This is a genomic window from Streptomyces sp. NPDC006711, assembly GCF_042869775.1.
Classification (GTDB): Bacteria; Actinomycetota; Actinomycetes; order Streptomycetales; family Streptomycetaceae; genus Streptomyces.
The window spans coordinates 359130-380303 of sequence record NZ_JBIAGO010000002.1 but is presented as its reverse complement, the minus strand read 5'-3'; the positions used below and the strand labels follow the sequence as shown (position 1 = coordinate 380303).

At 69.4% G+C, this 21174-nt stretch carries 20 protein-coding genes; 15 read left to right on the top strand and 5 right to left on the bottom strand.

All coding sequences use genetic code 11. The features are described 5' to 3' along the window. Positions 1 to 124: 124 nt before the first annotated feature. Entirely contained in the window at positions 125 to 757 is a 633-nt protein-coding gene (locus tag ACFYM2_RS05785; RefSeq protein ID WP_358993495.1) for a hypothetical protein, read from the bottom strand. A 789-nt stretch (positions 758 to 1546) separates the two neighbouring features. On the opposite strand from ACFYM2_RS05785, the gene ACFYM2_RS05780 reads away from it, so the two are divergent. From ACFYM2_RS05780 to ACFYM2_RS05715, 14 genes are all read left to right on the top strand, one after another. Continuing rightward, positions 1547 to 2530 carry an ABC transporter ATP-binding protein gene (locus tag ACFYM2_RS05780; protein WP_388455929.1) on the top strand — a complete coding sequence of 328 codons (984 nt, stop codon included), beginning with the start codon at positions 1547 to 1549 and terminating at the stop codon, positions 2528 to 2530. Continuing rightward, on the top strand, positions 2527 to 3363 hold the full coding sequence (locus ACFYM2_RS05775; protein ID WP_388455931.1) for an MlaE family ABC transporter permease: 837 nt from the start codon (positions 2527 to 2529) through the stop codon (positions 3361 to 3363). The genes ACFYM2_RS05780 and ACFYM2_RS05775 overlap by 4 nt, the downstream gene beginning before the upstream one ends. 3 nt (positions 3364 to 3366) lie before the next feature. Then, positions 3367 to 4170 (top strand): ABC transporter permease, encoded by an 804-nt coding sequence (locus ACFYM2_RS05770; protein WP_358993490.1) that lies wholly within the window; start codon positions 3367 to 3369, stop codon positions 4168 to 4170. Then, positions 4167 to 5432 (top strand): MCE family protein, encoded by a 1266-nt coding sequence (locus tag ACFYM2_RS05765; RefSeq protein WP_388833648.1) that lies wholly within the window; start codon positions 4167 to 4169, stop codon positions 5430 to 5432. Before ACFYM2_RS05770 ends, ACFYM2_RS05765 begins: the two co-directional genes overlap by 4 nt. After that, positions 5429 to 6460: an MCE family protein gene (locus ACFYM2_RS05760; protein ID WP_388833646.1), complete on the top strand. Its 1032-nt coding sequence runs from the start codon at positions 5429 to 5431 to the stop codon at positions 6458 to 6460. Before ACFYM2_RS05765 ends, ACFYM2_RS05760 begins: the two co-directional genes overlap by 4 nt. Positions 6461 to 6534: 74 nt before the next feature. After that, complete coding sequence (locus tag ACFYM2_RS05755; RefSeq protein ID WP_388833643.1) at positions 6535 to 7539, top strand: MCE family protein; 1005 nt, start codon at positions 6535 to 6537, stop codon at positions 7537 to 7539. Next, on the top strand, positions 7536 to 8762 hold the full coding sequence (locus ACFYM2_RS05750; protein WP_388833640.1) for an MCE family protein: 1227 nt from the start codon (positions 7536 to 7538) through the stop codon (positions 8760 to 8762). Before ACFYM2_RS05755 ends, ACFYM2_RS05750 begins: the two co-directional genes overlap by 4 nt. Beyond that, positions 8759 to 10048, top strand: a complete 1290-nt coding sequence (locus tag ACFYM2_RS05745; protein WP_388833637.1) for an MCE family protein — start codon at positions 8759 to 8761, stop codon at positions 10046 to 10048. Before ACFYM2_RS05750 ends, ACFYM2_RS05745 begins: the two co-directional genes overlap by 4 nt. Then, entirely contained in the window at positions 10048 to 11382 is a 1335-nt protein-coding gene (locus tag ACFYM2_RS05740) for an MCE family protein (protein WP_388833634.1), read from the top strand. Before ACFYM2_RS05745 ends, ACFYM2_RS05740 begins: the two co-directional genes overlap by 1 nt. After that, positions 11382 to 11885 carry a hypothetical protein gene (locus ACFYM2_RS05735; RefSeq protein ID WP_358993471.1) on the top strand — a complete coding sequence of 168 codons (504 nt, stop codon included), beginning with the start codon at positions 11382 to 11384 and terminating at the stop codon, positions 11883 to 11885. The genes ACFYM2_RS05740 and ACFYM2_RS05735 overlap by 1 nt, the downstream gene beginning before the upstream one ends. 26 nt (positions 11886 to 11911) lie before the next feature. Next, complete coding sequence (locus ACFYM2_RS05730; protein ID WP_388833630.1) at positions 11912 to 12772, top strand: hypothetical protein; 861 nt, start codon at positions 11912 to 11914, stop codon at positions 12770 to 12772. A gap of 83 nt (positions 12773 to 12855) precedes the next feature. Beyond that, positions 12856 to 13383, top strand: coding sequence for a nuclear transport factor 2 family protein (locus tag ACFYM2_RS05725; protein ID WP_388833627.1), 528 nt, complete (start codon positions 12856 to 12858; stop codon positions 13381 to 13383). A gap of 308 nt (positions 13384 to 13691) precedes the next feature. Beyond that, positions 13692 to 14435 carry a hypothetical protein gene (locus ACFYM2_RS05720; RefSeq protein WP_388833624.1) on the top strand — a complete coding sequence of 248 codons (744 nt, stop codon included), beginning with the start codon at positions 13692 to 13694 and terminating at the stop codon, positions 14433 to 14435. Continuing rightward, positions 14432 to 15709 (top strand): lytic transglycosylase domain-containing protein, encoded by a 1278-nt coding sequence (locus ACFYM2_RS05715; RefSeq protein ID WP_388833621.1) that lies wholly within the window; start codon positions 14432 to 14434, stop codon positions 15707 to 15709. Before ACFYM2_RS05720 ends, ACFYM2_RS05715 begins: the two co-directional genes overlap by 4 nt. A 77-nt stretch (positions 15710 to 15786) precedes the next feature. On the opposite strand, the gene ACFYM2_RS05710 is transcribed toward ACFYM2_RS05715, so the two are convergent. From ACFYM2_RS05710 to ACFYM2_RS05700, 3 genes are all read right to left on the bottom strand, one after another. After that, the gene (locus tag ACFYM2_RS05710) at positions 15787 to 16920 is read right to left on the bottom strand and encodes an ATP-dependent DNA ligase (RefSeq protein ID WP_388833618.1); all 1134 of its coding nucleotides are present in this window, start codon (positions 16918 to 16920) and stop codon (positions 15787 to 15789) included. Positions 16921 to 17247: 327 nt separating this feature from the next. Continuing rightward, positions 17248 to 18111 carry a helix-turn-helix domain-containing protein gene (locus ACFYM2_RS05705; RefSeq protein WP_388833616.1) on the bottom strand — a complete coding sequence of 288 codons (864 nt, stop codon included), beginning with the start codon at positions 18109 to 18111 and terminating at the stop codon, positions 17248 to 17250. A gap of 12 nt (positions 18112 to 18123) precedes the next feature. Then, entirely contained in the window at positions 18124 to 18648 is a 525-nt protein-coding gene (locus ACFYM2_RS05700) for a DUF6879 family protein (RefSeq protein ID WP_388833614.1), read from the bottom strand. A gap of 911 nt (positions 18649 to 19559) precedes the next feature. Between ACFYM2_RS05700 and ligD the strand changes: the two genes are divergently transcribed. Beyond that, a complete protein-coding gene (gene ligD / locus ACFYM2_RS05695; RefSeq protein WP_388833611.1) occupies positions 19560 to 20600 on the top strand; it encodes a non-homologous end-joining DNA ligase in 1041 nt (346 codons plus the stop codon). A 59-nt stretch (positions 20601 to 20659) separates the two neighbouring features. On the opposite strand, the gene ACFYM2_RS05690 is transcribed toward ligD, so the two are convergent. After that, positions 20660 to 20845 carry a hypothetical protein gene (locus ACFYM2_RS05690; RefSeq protein ID WP_388833608.1) on the bottom strand — a complete coding sequence of 62 codons (186 nt, stop codon included), beginning with the start codon at positions 20843 to 20845 and terminating at the stop codon, positions 20660 to 20662. Positions 20846 to 21174 lie beyond the last annotated feature (329 nt).

Here is a 21174-nt window from a genome sequence, read left to right as displayed (position 1 = left end):
CGCGGAGCCACCGTCCGGCTTCGGCGGATGGGGGGGCGCCCGCGCCGCGTCTGGGGGCCCGCCCGACAGGCCGTGGGCCGGCCGGCCGGGCGGGCCCGGGGCGAACGCGCTGCGCCATGCGGTACTACGAGCCGACGATGGTCGGGTGCGTGCGGGTGCCGCTGACCACCGCGTAGTAGTCGCCGTTGAACGACGGGTGGTCACCCGCGGAGACGACACCCGCACAGCCGGCCGTCGGCGCCGACACCGTCAGTTCGGTGGGGTTGGCCGCCACCGCCAGATCGCCGGTGGAGTTGGTGTACGTGCCGTGCGCCGTACCGGTCACGGTGAACGCGCAAGTCGCCACCGATACACGGGCGTTGACGCCGGATATGTATCCCTGCGAGACACCGGTGCCCGCGTTGTAGTCGGTCACGTTCAGCGTCCAGGGTGTGTTGGCCACGGTGTCCACCGTGCCGAGGAAGCTGGTGCACGGCTCACTCGAACTGCCGAAGTGCGCGGGGTTGATGCTGCCCACCGCGGCCGGGTTGCCGGTCGCGCTCCGCAGGCTGCCACCCGCGTCCGCGTAAGTGCAGGTCATGTCGATGCCGTTGATGGAGAGCACGACATCGCTCGAAGTGGCGGTGAAACTCTCCGGCGAGTTGGGGCCGATGACCCAGTGAGTGGGCGACGCGGCCAGGGCGGGCGCGGTCGCCAGGGCGAACGCGGCACTCGCGGCGCCACATACCAGCGCGATCTTACCTAGGGTGCTTCGCACAGCGATATCCTCCGATTTCACCTGCTACGGATACGGATTCAGCCACGTACGATCCGTGACGACGCGGACGTTACTTGCGGGAAACATGGGCGCACAATCCTGCCGTTCAAGATTGTGCCGAGCAAGGCCCTGCGTTGTGCCGCAGGTGAGTAACCGGCCGTTCTTTCTTGTCGGTTGGTGCGCAATGGAGAGACGCGGGACGGGCGTCGCGTGCCGAACTTCCCAGCTCGCTCCCCATGAGAGAAGGCCGCACGCGGGGTTACAGGTGAAATCATCACGGAGTGACAACTTACCCAGGGTAAATGCGCGAGAAATGACAAGTTGCCGATGGCCGGGTGAGGGCTCGCGGAAACTTCTGGAACTGGTATTGCAGAGCGAGGTTACCCAGCCGTAGCGTCCGGTGTGCGGCCGGTCCGGACAGCTCACCCGGGCCCCGCCCGCTCGGCGCCCCTGCTCTCCCGGCCACACCCCCGAAGGCCGGGACCGGCCGGGGCAAACCACCCTGGCCCGCATCGCTTTGCAATCCAGGCCGGCTCGTCGGGGCGGGGGCGGCGCCCCTCAGCTCTCCTTGGACGCGCCACCCCGTCCTGCCTGCGTCCTGACCGCTCAATTGCTGCGCAGTCAGGGATCAGGAGGACGCCGGAACTTGTCAACGAGTGACAAAGGAAAGAGGAATTGACGAATGCGGCCCTCCGGGATCTTGTTTCGGCGGCGCCGCGCACCTTACCGTGCGCCCCTTGGTGATCTCGCGTCGCTCTACGCACGTCGCGCATGCCTGCTGGAGGTGGGATGGGAATTGAAGTCGTGGTCGAGGATCTGACCAAGTCCTTCGGCAAGCAGAACATCTGGCAGGACGTCTCACTCACCCTCCCCGCAGGAGAAGTCAGCGTCATGCTGGGCCCCTCCGGCACGGGAAAGACGGTCTTCCTCAAATCGCTCATCGGTCTCCTCAAACCGGAACGCGGCCGGGTTCTCATCAACGGCGTCGACATGGTGAACAGCCCCGAGCGGGAGATCTATGAGACGCGGAAACTCTTCGGGTTGATGTTCCAGGACGGCGCGCTGTTCGGATCCATGTCGCTCTTCGACAACATCGCCTTCCCGCTGCGTGAGCACACCCGCAAGAAGGAATCCGAGATCCGTCGCATCGTCATGGAGCGGGTCGACATGGTCGGACTGCTCGGCGCCGAGGAGAAGCTTCCCGGGGAGATCTCCGGCGGCATGCGCAAACGCGCCGGCCTCGCCCGCGCCCTGGTACTCGACCCCCAGATCATCCTGTGCGACGAGCCGGACTCGGGGCTCGACCCGGTGCGCACCGCGTTCATCTCGCAGCTCCTGATCGACCTGAACGCGCAGATCGACGCGACGATGCTGATCGTCACCCACAATCTCGACATCGCGGCGACCGTCCCCGACAACATGGGCATGCTCTTCCGTCGCAACCTCGTCACCTTCGGCCCGCGTGAGGTGCTGCTGACGAGCGAGGAACCCGTCGTCGCGCAGTTCCTGAGCGGACGCCGCGAGGGCCCCATCGGAATGTCCGAGGAGAAGGACGCGGCGACCCTCGCCCAGGAACAGCTCAACTCGCCTTCCCGAACCGGGCTTTCACCCCGCCCGCTGGTCCCGCAGCTTGAGCCCTCGCCGGGGCTGCCCGCACGCCAGGCGGTGCTGCGCCGCAAACTGCGCGTCATGGCGATGCTCGACCAGCTGCCGCCCGCGGCCCGTCGCGCCATCGAGAACGGCCCGGCGCCGGTGCGGGAGGCCACCCCATGACGATGGAGGCCGAAAGGACGCCGCCCCCACCCACGCCCCCGCCGGCCCGGCCACCACGCGGGCCGCTTCCCGGACTCGGCGCGTTCCGCCAGACCGGACGGCTCTTCGCCCTCGCCGCCGCCGTCATCCGGGCGGTCTTTCGCCGGCCCTTCCAACTACGCGAATTCATCGAGCAGTTCTGGTTCATCGCCAGCGTCACCATCCTGCCCGCGGCCCTCGTCTCCATCCCGTTCGGCGCCGTCATAGCGCTCCAGGTGGGCTCCCTCACCCAGCAGCTTGGCGCCCAGTCGTTCACCGGCGGCGCCTCCGTCCTCGCCGTCATCCAGCAGGCGAGCCCCCTGATCGTGGCCCTGCTCATCGCGGGCGCCGGCGGCTCCGCGATCTGCGCCGACCTGGGCTCGCGCACCATCCGCGAAGAGCTCGACGCGATGGAGGTCATGGGCGTCTCTCCCGTGCAACGCCTGGTCGTGCCACGGGTGTTGGCGACCATGTTCGTCGCCGTGCTGCTCAACGGAATGGTCTCCGTCGTCGGCACGCTCGGCGGCTACTTCTTCAACGTCATCCTCCAGGGCGGCACCCCCGGCGCCTACCTCTCCAGCTTCTCCGCCCTGGCCCAGCTCCCCGACCTGTACGTCAGCGAGATCAAGGCGCTGATCTTCGGATTCATCGCCGGCATCGTCGCCGCCTACCGGGGGCTCAACCCGCGCGGCGGCCCCAAGGGCGTCGGCGACGCCGTCAACCAGTCCGTGGTCATCACCTTCCTGCTGCTCTTCTTCGTGAACATGGTCCTTACCGGGATCTATCTCCAGATCGTTCCCCCGAAGGGCGGCTGACCGATGACCCCATTCAGCCTCCTCGACCGCTCCGGCGATCAACTCGCTTTCTACGTACGGGCGTTGCTGTGGATCCCGCGCACCCTGCGGCGCTACCTCAGGGAGGTCCAACGGCTGCTTGCCGAGGTCGCCTTCGGCAGCGGCGGCCTCGGAGTCATCGGCGGGACCATCGGCGTCATGATCGCCATGACCCTGTTCACCGGCACGGTGGTCGGCCTCCAGGGGTACGCCGCGCTCAACCAGATCGGCACCGCCGCCTTCACCGGCTTCGTCTCCGCCTACTTCAACACCCGCGAGATCGCCCCGCTGGTCGCGGGACTCGCGCTCTCCGCCACCGTGGGCGCGGGCTTCACCGCCCAGCTCGGCGCGATGCGCATCAACGAGGAGATCGACGCCCTGGAGGGCATGGGCATCCGCAGCCTCCCCTACCTCGTCACCACCAGGATCATCGCCGGGGTCGTCGCGATCATTCCGCTGTACGCGATCGGGCTGCTCAGCTCCTACTTCGCGTCCCGGATGACCACGGTCTTCTTCAAAGGCCAGTCACGCGGAACCTTCGACCACTACTTCAACCTGTTCCTCTCCCCGACCGACGTCCTGCTCTCCGTGCTCAAAGTGCTCATCTTCAGCGTGATGGTGATCCTGGCCCACTGCTACTACGGCTTCCGCGCCACCGGAGGGCCGGCAGGAGTCGGCGTGGCGGTGGGCCGCTCGGTGCGCAACGCGATCGTGCTGATCGCGGTCACCGACTTCTTCCTCTCCCTCGCCCTGTGGGGCGCCACCACCACCGTGAAGGTGGCCGGATGAACGCGCGTACCGTACGCCGCCGCCTCGCCGGGGTCGTCTTCCTGCTCGTGCCGGCGCTGCTCATCTGGCTCTCGATAGCCGTCTACAACAAGGACTTCACCCGCTCGGACACGGTGACCGTGCTGACGAGCAGCGTGGGCAACGAGATGCACCGGGGCGCCGAGGTCAAGCTGCGCGGCGTCGTCGTCGGCGAGGTCCGCGCCATCAGCGCCGACGGTGACGGGGCAAGACTGACCCTCGCTCTGCGGCCCGGGGGACTCAGTCACATCCCTGCCGACGTGCGGGCGCAGATGCTGCCGACCACCCTGTTCGGCGAACGGTTCGTGGCGCTCGTACCCCCGCCGAACCCGTCCACGAGAGCGCTCTCAGCCGATGCGACCATCCCCCAGGACCGGTCCCGCGACGCCATCGAACTGGAGCAGGTCCTCGACCACGTCCTGCCGATGCTCACCGCCGTCAAGCCGGACAGACTCTCCTCCACGCTCTCCGCTGTCGCCCAGGCGCTGCGCGGACGCGGCACCGAGCTCGGCGACACCTTCGCCACCCTGGACGCGCACCTGAGGAAGTTCAACCCCGAGCTGCCCACGCTCAACGCCGACCTGGTGCAACTCGTCAAGGTCACCCAGACCTACAGCGACGCCGCCCCCGACATCCTGAGAGCGCTTACCGACGCCACGACCACCACGGGCACCCTGGTGGATGAGCGCTCCCAACTCCTGGGTGTCTACGGGCAGACGACCACAACCGCCCAGGACCTCACGGCCTTCCTCCAGCAGAACAAGGACAACATCATCCGGCTGAGCGCCGTGAGCCGACCGACCCTGGAACTCCTCGCCAAGTACGCGCCGTCCTTCCCGTGCACCCTGCGGACGCTGGCCGGCTTCGTGCCCGCCATGGACAAGGCGCTCGGCAAGGGCACCGGCCAACCCGGGCTCCACGTCAGCGTCAAAACGGTGCCCTCGCTCGGCACGTACGTGCCCGGACGCGACACCCCCGCGTACACCGCCGGTGGCGGCCCGCAGTGCTATCCGGTGCCCTACCTCGGCGCCCCGCTCCCCGCTGAGAGCGCTCTCACGCATACGGACACGAACCCGGCCGGGACCTCGAACACCGGTCTCGGCCTGCCGAACTCGCCGCAGGAGAACCAGCTGGTGAACGAGCTGCTCGCGCCCGGCCTCAAGGAGTCCGCCACGTCCCTGCCGGACTGGAGCAGTCTGCTCGTCGGGCCGGCTCTGCGCGGAGCGGAGGTGAGCATCGGGTGAACCGTCGCAGCATCGCGGGGCCCCTGGTCAAGTCCCTGGTCTTCGTCCTCGTGACCGCGCTCGCCACCACTGTGCTCGCGCTGTCCATCGCCAACACCGGTGTGGGGGACACCGTCTCCTACCGGGCGCGCTTCACCGACACGACCGGCCTGATCGAGGGCGACAGCGTCCGTATCGCCGGCGTGAAGGTCGGCCAGGTCGACCAGGTTCGGGTCGTGGACCACCGGCTCGCCCAGGTCACGTTCTCCGTGCGGCGCGGCCAGACCCTGCCCGGCACGACCACCGCCGCCATCAAATACCTCAACATGGTGGGGCAGCGGTATGTCGAGCTGGGCCGGGGCACGGGCCAGGTCGGGGCGACGCTGGCACCCGGCGCGACGATCCCCCTGGAACGCACCACGCCCGCCCTGGACCTCACCCAGCTCTTCAACGGCTTCCAGCCGCTGTTCGAAGGGCTCTCGCCCAAGGACGTCAACCAGCTGGCCGGCTCCATCGTGCAGGTCCTCCAGGGCGAGGGCACCACCGTGGACAGCCTCCTGCGGCACATCGGCTCACTGACCACCACCGTCGCCGCCAAGGACAAGGTGATCGGTGAGGTCATCACCAACCTCAGCACCGTCCTGAGCACCGTCAACGACCGTGAGGCGGGCTTCAACGACCTGGTGGTCACCCTCCAGAAGCTGGTCTCCGGATTCGCCGGGGACCGCAAACCCCTCGGCGAGGCCATCGCCGCCATGGGTGACCTCACCACGGTGACCGCCGGCCTGTTCCAGGACGGCAGGGCCCCGCTCAAGGAGGACATCAAACAACTGGGCCGGCTGTCCTCGAACCTCGTTGAGAGCGCTCCCACCATCGAGAACTTCCTGACCAGGACCCCGGACAAGATGCGGGCCGTCACCCGGATCGCGTCATACGGATCCTGGCTCAACCTCTACCTCTGCGAGGCCAAGGTGTCCGGCGTGAAGACCGAGGACGGCAGCGCGCCGCCCACCGGAATCCCGGTCAGCGAATCGAGGTGCCAGGGATGAGATCCCCCCTGCCGCGCCGGCGACGGCCCGGACGGCGGCCGCGCCCCGCCGTGCGGCGCTTTCGCCTCAAGCCCATGAAGGAACGCGACCCCGTCGCGGTCAGCCTCGTGGGGCTGCTGGTCCTGGCGCTCATCGGCCTGGCCGCCTACAACGCCGACTCGCTGCCGTTCATCGGCGGCGGCACGACCTACAGCGCCGATTTCTCCGAGTCCGCCGGGCTGCGCGACGGCGACGAAGTGCGGATCGCCGGGGTCAAGGTCGGCGAGGTCAAGGCGGTCACCCTGGACGGCGCCAAAGTGAAGGTCGCCTTCAAAGTGCGGGACGCCTGGATCGGCGACGCGTCGACCGCGGCCATCGCCATCAAGACACTGCTCGGCGAGAAGTACCTGGCCATCGACCCGCTCGGCAGCGCACGGCAGAACCCGGGCAGCCGCATCCCGCTGTCCCGCACGACCTCTCCGTACGACGTCACCCAGGCCTTCGAAGGGCTCAGCAACACGATCGGCGACATCGACACCGCTCAGCTCGCCAAGAGCTTCGAGACGATCTCGGACACCTTCAAGGACTCGCCGCCCGAGGTGCGCACGGCGGTGTCCGGTCTGTCGGCGCTCTCCAAAACCGTCTCGCAGCGCGACAGTCAGCTCGCCCAACTCCTCAAGGGCAGCGAACAGTTGACGAAGACGCTGGCCGAGAAGAAGAGCAGTTTCGAAACTCTCATCGACGACGGCGGTCTCCTCCTGGGTGAACTCAAGCAACGCCGCGACGCCATCCAGGCACTCCTCACCGGAACCCGGGGACTCGGCACCCAGCTCACCGGCCTGGTCAAGGACAACAATGCCCAACTCGAGCCGACACTGGCGGCGTTGGGGCGCGTCACGGACGTCCTGATCAAGAACCAGGCGGGTCTCGACCGCACCCTGGCGCTGGCCGGCCCCTACTACCGGCTCGTCGGCAACACCGTCGGTAACGGCCGCTGGTTCGACACCTACATCTGCGGCCTCGTCCCCAGGAACTACCTCCCGGCGAAGTCGCTCCCGGGCACCGGCTGCATGCCGCCGAAGAACGGAGGCTACGCATGAGCCGGCGACGCGCTCTCTCCATCGTGCTGGCCCTCGCGGCCGTCGCCGTCACCGTGGTCGGCGGCCTGCGGGTGTTCGCCGGCTCCGGCGGCAAGCACATCACCGCCTACTTCGACCAGGCGGTCGGCATCTACCCGGGCTCCGACCTGCGGGTTCTCGGAGTCAAGGTCGGTGAGGTCGACTCCGTGACCCCGCAGGGCCGGCAGGTCAAGGTCGTGGTCACCCTCGACCCGGGCGTGAAGGTGCCCAAGGGCGCGCGGGCCGCCGTCGTCTCGCCCAGCGTCGTCGCCGACCGTTACGTCCAGCTCACCCCCGCGTACACCGGCGGACCCGAGATCGCCGACCGGGCGCAACTGCCCGCCTCCCGCAACGCCACCCCCGTCGAGGTCGACCAGCTGTACGCCTCGTTGACCGAGCTCAGCAAAACGCTCGGCCCCACCGGGGCGAACTCGACGGGAGCGCTCTCAGGGCTTCTCGACACCGGCGCCCGCAACCTCAACGGCAACGGCGCCGCGATCGGCGACTCCGTCGAGCAGTTCGGCAAGGCCGCCAAGACGCTCGACGGCAGCAGCGACCACCTCTTCAGCACGCTGTCCTATCTCCAGACGTTCACCACGATGCTGAAGAACAAGGACGGCGCGGTGCGCGACGCGCAGAACCAACTCGCCGACGTCACCGCGTTCTTCGCCGACAACAAGAACAACCTCGCGGGCGCGCTCAAGGAACTCGGCACCGCGCTCGGCGACGTCAAGACCTTCATCCAGGACAACCGCGCCGGTCTCAAGGCCGAGGTCGACAAGCTCACCCCGCTCACGCAGATCCTGGTCGATCAGCGCGCCTCGCTCGCGGAAGCCCTCGACACCGCGCCGCTGGCCGCTGGGAACGCTCTCAACGCCTACGACCCGGTGCACCGCACGCTCGACGGGCGCGGCGACATCAACGAGATCAGCATGGGGGGCGACCTCGTCCGTGCCCCGAACCCGGCGGTGGCCGGCGACGCGCCGCTCGTGCCGGTGCCGCAGGCGAGTCTGAGAGCGCTCCCAGCGCTGCCGCTTCCCCCCGTGGGCACGGTGTACGGGACGTCCGCCGACACCGCGAAGAGCTCCGCCACCCCGGGCCCCTTGGGTGGCCCAGCCCCCTCAGGCCGCCCGGGCGAGCCGTCGGGCAGCTCTCCAGCCGGCTCGTCCCCGGGCTCAGGGGCCAGGAGCGGGGGCCAGGGATGAAGCGGCGTATTGGCCGGCGCGGGGGCGCGGCGCTGGGGGCAGGCGTCGCGGTCGTCGTCGCCCTGGCCCTCACCCTCGGCAGCTGCTCGCTCCCGTCGTTCTCCGGCCTCGACCAGCTGCCGCTGCCCGGAGGCGCCGACCTGGGGGGCCACCCGTACGACATCACCGCCGACTTTGCCGATGTGCTGAGCCTGGTCCCGCAGGCCGCGGTGAAGGTCAACGACGTCGCCGTCGGCCGCGTCACCAGAGTGTCCCTCGCCCCCGACGGGTGGTCGGCCAAGGTCACCATGCGGATCCGGGGTGATGTGGCGCTGCCCGCCAACGCGTACGCCCAGCTGGAACAGTCCAGCCTCCTGGGGGAGAAGTTCATCCAGCTCTCCGCGCCGGCGCAGGGGACCAAGGAGGCACCCCAGGGACGCCTCGGTCCTGGCGCCGCCATCCCGATCGCGCGGACCAACCGCAACCCGGAGGTCGAGGAGGTGCTGGGAGCGCTCTCCATGCTGCTCAACGGAGGCGGTGTCAATCAGCTCAAGACCATCACGACCGAGCTCAACAAGGCCATCGCGGGCCGCGAGCCGCAGGTCCGCTCCATGCTCCAGCGCGTCAACACCCTCGTCACCGACCTCGACGGCCACCGCGGTGACATCACCGACGCCCTCGACGGCGTCAACCGCCTCTCCGCGACCCTGGCCACCCGCAAGCAACAGGTCGGCACGGTGCTCACCGGACTCTCCCCGGGGCTCAAAGTCCTTGAGGATCAACGGGGTTCACTTCTGACGATGCTGAAGTCGCTGGACTCCCTTTCCACGGTCGCCGTCGCGACGGTCAACAAGAGCAAGGACGACATGGTGGCCGACCTGAAGGCGATCGCACCGACCCTCAAGTCGCTGGCGGACTCAGGCAAGGACCTGCCGGACTCGCTCCAGGTGCTGCTCACCTATCCGTTCACCGACGAGGTGCTGCGGGGCGTCAAGGGCGACTACCTCAACGTCTACCTCGATGTGACGGCCGCGCCCGGCACGCAGATCATTCCACCGCTCACGACGGGGTCCTCCACTCCGACGGCGTCACCGACGTCACCGTCGTCGACTGCGCCGAAAGCGGCGGCCAAGGCGCCGGACACGCCGAGCGGTCAAGGTGGTCAGGCCGGTCAGGGCGGTGGGGGAGGCCAAAGCGGCCAAAGTGGGCAGAGCGGCCAGGGTGATCCCGGTAAGGGCGGCGGGCGAGGCACGGAAAGTCCGCCACTCGGGCTGCCGCCCCTCGGGGGCCAGGGAGGTACGCGCTGATGCTGACCCTGGCGACCAGACTCAAGAACGTCGCGTTCCTCGTCATCGGTGTCCTGGTGCTCGGCTACACCGGATTCCGGTATGCCGACGTCGGCCACTACATCGGCATCCGCGACTACTACACGGTGAAGGTCCATCTCGCCGAGACGGGCGGGCTGTTCACCCACTCCAACGTCACCTACCGGGGCGTCTCGGTCGGACGGGTGGGGCCGATCGGGCTCACCGACAACGGCGTCGTCGCCGAGCTGCGCATCGACAACTCGGCGCCGCCCATCCCGAGCGCGTTGCAGGCGGTGGTGGCCAACCTGTCGGCCGTCGGAGAGGAGTACATCGACCTGCGGCCCACTTCCGCCGGCGCGCCCTACCTGGGAGACGGCGCGGTGATCGCACAGTCCGACACGCGCACCCCGGCGCCCGTCACCACCGTACTGACCAGTGTGAACGATCTCGCCGCCTCCGTGCCGCTGGAGTCGCTGCGCACGGTCGTCGACGAGTTCGGCAAGGCTTTCGAAGGGCGCGGAGACGACCTCCAGGCGCTGCTCGACAACGGCAGCGACTTCGTGCGGGCCGCGGACAGGGCGTTGCCGAGTACGAAGACGCTGCTCGCCGACGGTGAAAGCGTTCTCAGCACCCAGGCCGACGAGGCGGAGGCCATCAAGACCTTCGCGTCCGGAGCGCGGAGCCTGGCGGCCACGCTGAAGGATTCGGACACCGATCTGCGCCGTCTGATCGCCGCCGCGCCTGATGCCGCCGGGCAGGTCAGCGGGCTGCTCAGGGATCTCGACCCGCAGCTCAGTGTGGTGCTCGCCAACCTCCTCACCACGGCGGACGTGGCCGTGACCCGGCAGCGTGGAATTGAGGAACTACTCGTGAAAGTACCTCCGTTGGCCGCCGCCGGCGCCACCGCCATCGACGCGAAGGGCGCCCACCTCGGCATGGCGACCACCTTCTTCGCGCCGCTTCCCTGCACCGACGGGTACGGCGGTACCACCTACCGCAACGGCCTCGAAACCCTCGACACCCCCCAGCTCAACACCAAGGCCCGATGTGCCGCGCCGGCGAGCAGCGGCATCGACGTACGGGGCTCGGCGCATGCCCCGAGCGGAGGGCCGGTTCCGGACCCGGCCCGACCGGGGTCCTTGCCTGCCGGGTCGTACCAGGCGGCCGACCGGTCTTCCGCGCCGGGAGAGTCACCCGAGGCCGTACAGGAGCGGCTTCCCGGCGCACTCGGACTGCCGGCCCTGCCCGGCGGCGGCCCATCGGACCTGGCCGGACTACTCGGTCTGAGGCGTGATGCGGCAGGAAACGCTCCCGGACAGGACGGGCGGCCGTGATGCGGTTTCCGAGTGGGGTCCGGCTCCGTCGCGTCCTCGTGGTGGCCGTGATCGCGCTCTCAGCGGCCTTCACGGTGTTCGGGGGATGGGCCTACATCGAGGCGCGCGGCGACTCGTCCCTGGCGTACGCCGCCTCACGCGACGCCGCGCTGAAGGCGGGCCGTACGCAGATCGCAGCGCTCTCGACACTGGACGCCGCCCACCCCGACGCGGCGTTGCGCACCTGGCTCGACGCCTCCACGGGGCCCCTCCACGACGAGCTCCGTCGGGCGGGCATCGTAAAGCCGTCCACCTCGGCACGCGGCGATGTCACCGACGCCGCGCTCACCGCGCTCGACGACCGGGCGGGCAGCGCGAAGCTGATCGCGACCGTGCAGGTCCGGCTCACTCCGAAGAGCGGCGCCGCCACCACCGACCGCAAGCGCTTCGAAGCGGCGCTCGAACGCACCGACTCCGGCTGGAAGTTGAAGGCACTCAACGCGGTCCCGGTCGCCGCCCCCTGACCCCGCAGCGATAGGGAGAAGACAGCGTGAGCACAGCAGAGGTGGAGGCCACCCCGGGCCCGGACGGAGACCGGGCAGCCGACGAGGACCAGGGCGCCGGACGAGCGAGTGGACCCGAACATCCGGGCCCGGGCTCGCAGGATCCGGCCCCGGCCCCGGCCCAGGCCTCGCACGCCGACCCGACGAACCGCGACGGCGCCCACCCCGCCGGCCCGACGGATTCCGACGGTGCCCGCCCCGCCGGCCCGACGGATTCCGAAGGTGCCCGCCCCGCCGGCCCGACGGATTCCGAAGGCGCCCAATCCGCTGACCCGACGGATTCCGACGGCGACCGCCCCGCCGACCCGATGGAACCCGACGGCGTCCGCCCCGCCGACGACGTGCCGTCCGGACGTCCACGTCGGGTGCTCGTCCTCGCCTGCGTCCTGATTCTTCTCCTGGGCGGTGGCGGACTGCTCTTCGCGGCAAGGCAGTTGACCGAGGCGCCGGCCGCGAACAACCGGGCACTCACCGACGCCGGGGCGACCACGCAAGTCATCGGGGACGTCAGCGACACGCTCGGCAAGGTGTTCTCCTATGTGCCCCAGGACACCGGCGTCACCGAGGACGCGGCGCGGGACCTGCTCGGCGGGCGCGCCGCACGTCAATACGCCGCGCTCTTCGGCGAGTTGAGGCAGCGCGTGGCGGAGCAGAAGCTCAGCCTGACCACTCATGTGGTGCGGGCCGCAGTGGTGCGGCTGACTCGCGACCAGGCGGAGCTGCTGGTCTTCCTCGACCAGCGGGCGCAACGAGACGGAAAGCCGGCGACGGCTGCCGCCGCCCAACTGCACATCACCGCCCAACACATCGACGGGCACTGGCAGATCACCGACATGCAGGCACGTTAGACGGCGCCGCCCGGCGCCCCTCGTCCCCAAGCCCACCACCCACCGAGACCTCGCAGCCGCCACACAGAGGGAGCCCCAAGAACATGGCACGCATGACGATCCAGCCCTTGCTCGTCGCCGCTCTGGCGCTCACGTTGCTCGCGGGCGGGTTCGCGATGTGGGCGGGCTGGTCCTGGTACGGCGCCGCGCACGACGACTCCGCCGCCTACGCCCGCTCCCGGGACAGGGTTCTCGCGGCGGGCGAGCAGGCCGTGCAGAACCTCTCCACCCTCGACCACAAGGACCTCGCCCACGGTCTCGACATGTGGCAGGACTCCACCACCGGCGACCTGCACCGGCAACTGGCAGCAGGGCGCGGCGAGTTCGAGAAGCAGGTGCGGCAGGCGCAGACCGTGACCACCGCCAAGGTGCTCGACGGCGCGGTCACCGAGCTCGACGACCGGGCCGGCCGGGCCCGGGTCATGGTGGCGCTGCGCATCATGGTGCAGGCGCCCAAACAGCAGCCCGCAGCCAAGGACAGCCGGATGCTCGGCGAGCTCACCCGCACGCCGGGCGGCTGGAAACTCAGCGCACTCGGCCAGGCCCCGGTCGGCAACAGCGCGGCCAACTGATCCCTCTCTCGTACTCCGGACAGGAGCCGCACATGTCGACCACCCGCCACCTGGTCAACCGCCAACGCCGCCTGGCTCACGCCGACGCCGCCCGAGCCGCAGTCGAGTCGCCGCCCGAGGCGGGGCGGGGCGCTGGGAAATCTCCTACATCCCCTATATCCCCAGCATCTCTCGTGAAGTCTGGTAAGTCCCCTGCGCGCAAGGGGAATTCGCGTGGCAAAGTCCCAGGGGCAGGGGCAGGGGCAGGGGCAGGGGCAGGGGCAGGGGCAGGGGCAGGGGCAGAGCCCTCGGCATCCTCGGCGTCGCCGATGTCTTCGACTGCCCCGGGCTCTCAGGCACGCGGCCGCTTCGCCGCCCTGCGACGCCGGCCCGGTAGGGGAGTCGGCGAAGAAGCGGGCGCGGCGACCGGTGCCGGAGGTGGCGACCACGGTGAGGCCGCCAGGAAGGTTGGCGCAGAGGCCGGCGACGGGGCAGGCGGCGGACGTGTCGTCTCGATTCTGCGCCGGGTCGCTCGCGTCCCCCTACCCGTCGTTCTGTGCGTACTCGTCGTCCTGTTCGGCGCGTTCGGCGGGCTCGCCGTCACCCGGGCCGAGGCGCTGCGTTCCGACCCGGCAGCCCGGAACGCCGCCCTGACCGATCCCGCCCGTACCAGTGAGGTCAAGGGCCAGACCGCCAAAGCCGTCGCCGCGTTGTTCTCGTACACCTACGCGGACACCGCCCCCACCGACAAAGCGGCCTCAACTCTGCTGACTGGCAAGGCGGTTCAGCAATACCACGACATGCTGGCCGCCGTCCGGTCCCAGGGCAAGGACCAGAAACTGGTGCTGACGACCACCGTGACCGAGACCGGAGTGGAGATGATCGACGGCTCCCGCGCCCGGGTTCTCGTCTACGCCGACCAGAGCAGCACGCGGACGGCGGGCAAGAAGCCCGAAACGTCCTACGCCGCCGCGATGTTCGCCGTCGACGTGGTGCGCGGAAGCGGTTCCAGTGGTTCCAGCGGTTCCACCTGGAAGATCTCCGGCATCGACACCTTCGGGCAGGGATCATGAAGGCCCCGCGACGGCGCGTCGGTGTCTGGCCCACCGCGCTCCGGCTGCCCGGAGGAAAGCGCTTTCAGCGGGGCCTCACCGGTACAGCGGTGGCGGCCGTCACGATGGCCGCGCTCACTGCCTCGCAGGCCCCCGGCCTGCTGGGTACCGTGCCCCAGCGGCAGGAGGCAGCGGCTGCCGGATCCGGGGTCACGCCGAGCGAGCAACCGCCGTCCGACGGCTCCTACCACACGGAACTCCCGCCACTCATCTCGCCGCAGGACTCGCAGAGCGCGCAGTCCCCCCCACCCCCGCAGGACTCTCCCGGGGCGGCGGTGTCCGATCCGGTGTGGGACCAGGAGGGCATTCCGGCCACCGTGCTCGCCGCCTACCAGCAGGCGCAGAGAGCGCTCTCACGCACGATGCCGGGCTGTCATCTTCCCTGGCAACTGCTCGCGGCCCTGGGCAAGGTCGAGTCGGGGCACGCGGGCGGGGGGCGAGTCGACGCGCACGGCACCACCCTCACGCCGATCCTCGGTCCGGTGCTGAACGGCGCGGGCTTCGCGCACATCGCCGACACCGATCACGGGACGCTGGACGGAGACGACCACTACGACCGTGCCGTGGGGCCGATGCAGTTCATCCCGTCCACTTGGGCCACCTGGGCTCAGGACGGCAATGGCGACGGAAGGAAGGACCCCAACAACGTCTTCGACGCGGCGCTCGCAGCCGGCGTGTATCTGTGCGCGGACGCCCGGAACCTAGCCGTCCCGGCCGACCTGGAGCGCGCGGTCCTGAGCTACAACCACTCCGCCGACTATCTGCGGACGGTCCTGTCGTGGCTGGACTTCTACCGCCGGGGCACCCATACCGTGCCGGACGGGAAGGGAGCGCTTCCCAGCACGCCGGGGGCCGGCAGCGCCGGGCAGATGGACGCCGACCACGGCCGTAAGCAGGGTGGCGGGATCGTGATCGGACCCCAGCCGGGAGGTGTGCGGCCCTCGGCCTCGGTGCCGACGCCGCCCGTGGGCAGCCCCACCTCCTCGCTGCCGCCGCATCCGCCCTCCGCGTCCCCCTCCGGCTCCGGTTCACCGTCGCCCTCGGCTTCGCCTTCGTCGTCCGAGGGCCCCGGTCGGTCTCCGTCGCCGGCGCCCTCTGAGAGCGCGACCAAGGGCCCCTCGCTGTCGGGGAGCCCCGGCGGGCCGGCCTGCTCCAGCGGGCCGCCCTCGGCCTCCGCGACGCCGGACCCGAGCGTTCCACCATCCGGCCCGGGCTGCCCGTCGCCTACTCCCTGACGTTCTCCTTGACGTACTCCCTGACGCCGATCGGAGCCTTCCGGAGCCCCGGGAAGGCTCCGGTCGGCCCCCGAGGCTCACTCGCCGTCTGCCGTCTCCTCCGGCGAAAGGGCCCCCGGCGAACCGGTCCCCGGCGTCAGGACTTCCGGCGACAGGACCTCCGCGAGGTCGTAACCGACCGGCTCCTCCAGCTGGGCGTAGGTGCAGCTGCTGGGAGCGCGATCAGGACGCCAGCGCCGGAACTGCGCGGTGTGGCGGAACCGGTCTCCCTCCATGTGGTCGTACGCCACCTCCACCACCAGCTCGGGCCGCACCGCCACCCACGACAGGTCCTTCTTGCCGGTCCAGCGGCTGGTGGCACCCGGCAGACGTGCGCCCTCGTGTGCGGCCTCCTCGGCCCAGGCGGCCCACGGGTGGCCCTCGGCCACGGGATCGGTCATGAGCAGCGGGGCGAGTTCTTCGATCAGTTCCGCTCGGCGCTTCATCGGGAACGCGGCGCACACGCCGACGTGCTGCAGAGCGCCCTCGGCGTCGTGCAGGCCGAGCAGGAGCGAGCCGACGATCGGACCGCTCTTGTGATGGCGGTAACCGGCCACCACGACATCCGCCGTGCGCTCGTGTTTGATCTTGTACATGAGGCGGGCGTCGGGCCGGTAGGGCAGATCGAGCGGCTTGGCGACGACGCCGTCGAGTCCCGCGCCCTCGTACTGGTCGAACCAGCGGCGCGCCACGTCGATGTCGGTCGTGGCCGGGGCCAGGTAGACCGGCGCTGAAACCGCTCTCAACGCCTCGGTCAGCAGGGCCCGGCGCTCGGTCAGAGGTGTGTCGAGCAGCGCCGTGTCCCCGAGCGCCAGCAGGTCGAAGGCGACGAAACTGGCCGGGGTCTGCTCGGCGAGCAGTCTCACGCGGGACGCGGCGGGGTGGATGCGCTCGGTGAGCCGGTCGAAGTCCAGGCGCCCCTCGTACGCGATGACGATCTCACCGTCCACCACGCAGCGCTCGGGCAACCGCTGCGCCAGGGCGGCCGCCAGTTCGGGAAAGTAGCGGGTCAGGGGCTTGCCGTTGCGACTGCCGATGACGACGTCGGCGCCGTCCCGGTGCACGATCGCCCGGAACCCGTCCCACTTCGCCTCGTACTGCATCCCGGGCGGAATCTTCGCCACGGACTTGGCGAGCATCGGCTTGACGGGCGGCATGACCGGGAGATCCATGAGACTTCACCTTTATCTATTACTGTCCGTGATCAGAATCTCTCCCGCTACACCCATTACACCCGTTGCTCCCCGCTGCTTCCCGCCGGGTTCCGGTGGATTCTGCTGGGTTTGTGCCCTTGAATGCTCCCTGTCTTTGCTGCCCATGGTCTACTCAGCCCCCTTGCTCAACGGCTAACCAGGGCGTGCTGGCTGAGCCAGATCAGAGGTGGCCGTTTGCGTCGGTCAATATTTTCCGCCGGGTGCGCGCCCAGGGCGACCGCAGGCGGGCTCACTGAGGCCATGGCGCAAATGGCATCGTCACGCGTGACACGCACGAAAGGACATTCAGCTGCATGGGTGGTTGATCAGAGCTGCCAGCGCTGTAGTGATACGGTCACGCGCCGCTGCCCCGTAAACGGCGGACCGGGCCAGTACAGCGAATGCCCTCAGATAGGTATGGATTTCGCCAGGCGCGGTGATGTTCACCTCTGCCGTCAAGGTTTCTACAGCCACCTGGGCGTCATCGAACGCGTAGAACGCTTCCAGCGGCCAGACCGCACGTCGAGCCCCGAAGGGGATAATCCCCAGGGACATGTTCGGCTGAGACATGACCTCTTGCAGGTACCGAAGCTGTGCGGCCAGTTCGGGGCCATCGCACACCCGGTAGTACAGAACGGCCTCTTCGAGCAGCAACCCGAACCGGTGGTTGCCCTCATGGACGACGCGGGATCGGTTGAGGCGGGCCTGTACGGCGTCGGCCACGTCGTCGGGAGTGCCCTGGAACGCTGTGATGGACTGCATGACCCCTGTGGCGTAGTCGGCGGTCTGGAGCATCCCCGGGACCAGGTTGGAGGCGTACACGCGGAAGTGGGCTGTCCGCTCGTACAGGGGAACGGTCCTCTCGTGGACCCGCCGCATCCCGTCCCGGTGGAGCTGCCGCCAGTGGACGTACATGGACTCGGCGGTTCGGGACGCGGCGATCAGATCGGCCGCCCGGTTCTTCACTCCGCAGGCTTGGCACCAGGCCTGGATGTCGGCATCGGAGGGGGCTGTCTTGGCCCGTGCGATGCGGGAGGCTTTCGACTTGTGCCAGCCGCACCGCACGGCCAGTTCATGCCCGGTGAGCCCGGCATCTCGCCGTATGCCGTCCAGTTGGGCAGCGATGGCCGCGCGGGCAGCCTGGGCGGTGGACAGCGACGACGTGGGCATGAACTGGTCTTCTCAGACGGTGTACTTGTCGTGCGGCGTGGCCAGCTCCCAGACGGCTTCGAAGGCGTCGGTGCAGAGGCCGGCTGTTGTCCGGTCGTCGGTCTGGTCGGTGTGGACCCAATGTCCATCGCCATCGAACACGTTGAACTGGACGAGCTTGCCGTCGAACAGCCAGAAGTCGTTTCCGGGAAGAGCGAGCCCAGACGCCAACCGGCGCGGGAGCCAGCGGACTTCCTCGCCCGCTGCGATGTTGGTGAAGGTGAATGAGTGCTCGTAGCGGATGTACTCGCTGGGCGGTTCGCTCACGATCCGGGCCCGACGCAGCCGCACCCCTTTGTCGGTGATCTCCTGCACCACGTCGAGCCAGGGACGCCACCATGATTCGCGGTCGTCCGGGTCGATCCGGTGGCCCTGTCGCCACGCCGCGAAGCGCTCGTCCTCGTTCGGGATGGCGTACACGTCACGCATCTCCAGATGAACGGCGGACCTCTCTGCCGACTGGATCAAGTCGGTGAAGTTACTCAGACTCTGCGCCATCAAGTGCCTCCCTCAGCAGTGGAAACATGCGCTGCGGCAGCCGTACCACGCTCTCGTGGGCGGGGAGCGGACTGTCCTTGACGGTCCGGGCGATCGTGTCGGCATCCGCCGTCGCGCCTTGAACGACGAGATCATGCGTTTCCTCATCCACCCAGACCGCCGGGCAGCCGTGATCTCCGGACTCCGGGTCCTTTCCTGCGAACCGTAGACGCATGGCCCCTCCTCAAGTCGAGCCGGGTTGCAGTCGGCCGCAGCAGCCTCACGGCGTCCAGTCTGGGCGTCAAGGCTGTCCACGCGTGCGTGCGACCGTGTGCAACTTCGTGGGCGCTGCCGTTCCCCTTTCGCTACCGTCGGGCTCCCGTTGCTGAGAACGCCCGGGGAGACGCGAAGCGCCACAAGACCACCCAAGAGCCACCGGCATCGCTGCCGGTGGCTTCAGCGCATGGTTGCTGGACTGTGCCCCAGCCCCCGGCTGCGGGACGTGTCAGACCGAGTGGCGGAGCACCAAGGCCGCCGAGGGCGCCGGAGACATCGACCAGGCCGCCAAGCAGGCCGCGAGGGTCCGCGAGCACGCTGCCGGGGACCCCATCGACCATGGGCATGCAGACGTACCGGGACGGCCGTGAGGCAGCTGCGAACGCGACGAAGGCCATCCTGGCCGCCCTGGTCGAGGTGGACCTGCCCGAAGTTCTGGGGTCGTGTGCCCTGCAAGTGCCCTGGAGGTCGGGCGGTTGCGCTGTCGTACCAGCTCACTCAGCACGTCCGGTCACTTCGCCTCGTACTGCATCCCGGGCGGAATCTTCGCCACGGACTTGGCGAGCATCGGCTTGACGGGCGGCATGACCGGGAGATCCATGCAGTCGATTCTTACCGATATGCGGCATTGTCGCCCTCCGCCTACCGTGGCCTGCATGGGTAAGGGTGAGGCGATCGAGCTGGAGGTCGGCGGGCGGACCGTGCGGCTCTCGAATCCGGACAAGGTGTACTTTCCCGAGCCCGGCTACACCAAGCTGGACGTGGCGCGGTACTACGTGGCCGTCGCCGACGGCATCACCCGTGCTGTGCGCGACCGGCCCACCACGTTGGAGCGCTATCCCGACGGGGTCGACGGCGAGTCGTTCTTTCAGAAGCGGGCCCCCAAGAACCTCCCCGAATGGATTCCCACCGCCAGGATCGAGTTCCCGAGCGGACGGCACGCGGACGAGATCTGCCCCACCGAACCGGCCGCCGTTGTGTGGGCCGCGCAGCTCGGGTGCCTGACGTTTCACCCGTGGCCGGTACGGCGCGAAGCCACCGACCACCCCGACGAACTCCGTATCGACCTGGACCCCCAGCCCGGGACCGACTTCGACGACGCCGTCCCCGTTGCTCATGAACTGCGGGCGTTTCTAGGTGAGTTGGGCATCACTGGCTGGCCGAAGACGTCCGGCGGGCGGGGCATCCATGTCTTCGTGCCCATCGAGCCGCGCTGGACGTTCACCGAGGTGCGCCGCTGCGCCATCGCCATCGGGCGTGAGCTGGAGCGCCGCATGGCGGGCCGGGTCACCACGGCCTGGTGGAAGGAGGAACGCGGCGAGCGGATTTTCGTGGACTACAACCAGACCGCGCGCGACCGCACCATCGCCTCCGCCTACTCGGTGCGCCCCAAGCCGCACGCCCCGGTCTCGGCGCCGCTGCGCTGGGACGAACTCGACGACGTGCACCCCACGGACTTCGACCTGCGGTCCATGCCCGCGCGCTACGCCGAACTCGGCGATCTGCACGCGGACATGGACGACCACGCCTTCGGACTCGAGCCGCTGCTGGAACTCGCGGAGCGGGACGAGCGCGATCACCGGCTCGGCGACATGCCGTACCCGCCGGACTATCCCAAGATGCCGGGGGAGCCCAAACGGGTGCAGCCGAGCCGCGCGGCCAAGGACACCGCCAAGAGCCCGGCCAAGGACACCTGAGCACGGCAGCTCGCCGACACGGACACGGCGGCACCCCGGCACGACAGTCGGGCAGCACGTCACTCGGGCAGCACGTCAGCGCGGCCGTGCGGACCGGAGGCGAGTCGGGCGGCCGGGACTGGCGAGGCGGGCGCGAAGGCCGCCGAGCCCATCCCGCGTTCCTTGGTGTCGGCGTCGGTGAACACGGAGGAGCCGATGGGCACCTTGCGTTCGTCGCTGAGCGCGGCCACCAAGTCCTGTGCCACTACCGTCTCCAGGACGGCCCGGGCGCTGGGAGCGCTCTCAGGCAGGCGTGCGATGCCCAGGCTGCGGGCAGAGGCGACGTTACGGGTGGTGATTAGGCGGCGGGCGGTACCGCTGGGTCGGTCGGTCGGCGCACTGCGGGTGAGGCCGTGGTGGGAGCGCTCTCAGGGCTGCGCCAGGCCGGGGAGAGTTCGGGCCGGCGGTCCCGTTGGGAGCGCTCTCAACGGTTGGGCCAGCCCGCCGACCCTCGGCCCGGGGGCACCGTGGGAGCACTCTCAGCCCCCTCAGCTCCCAGCCCCCACCCGCCCCCACCCCCGACCCATCCGTACCG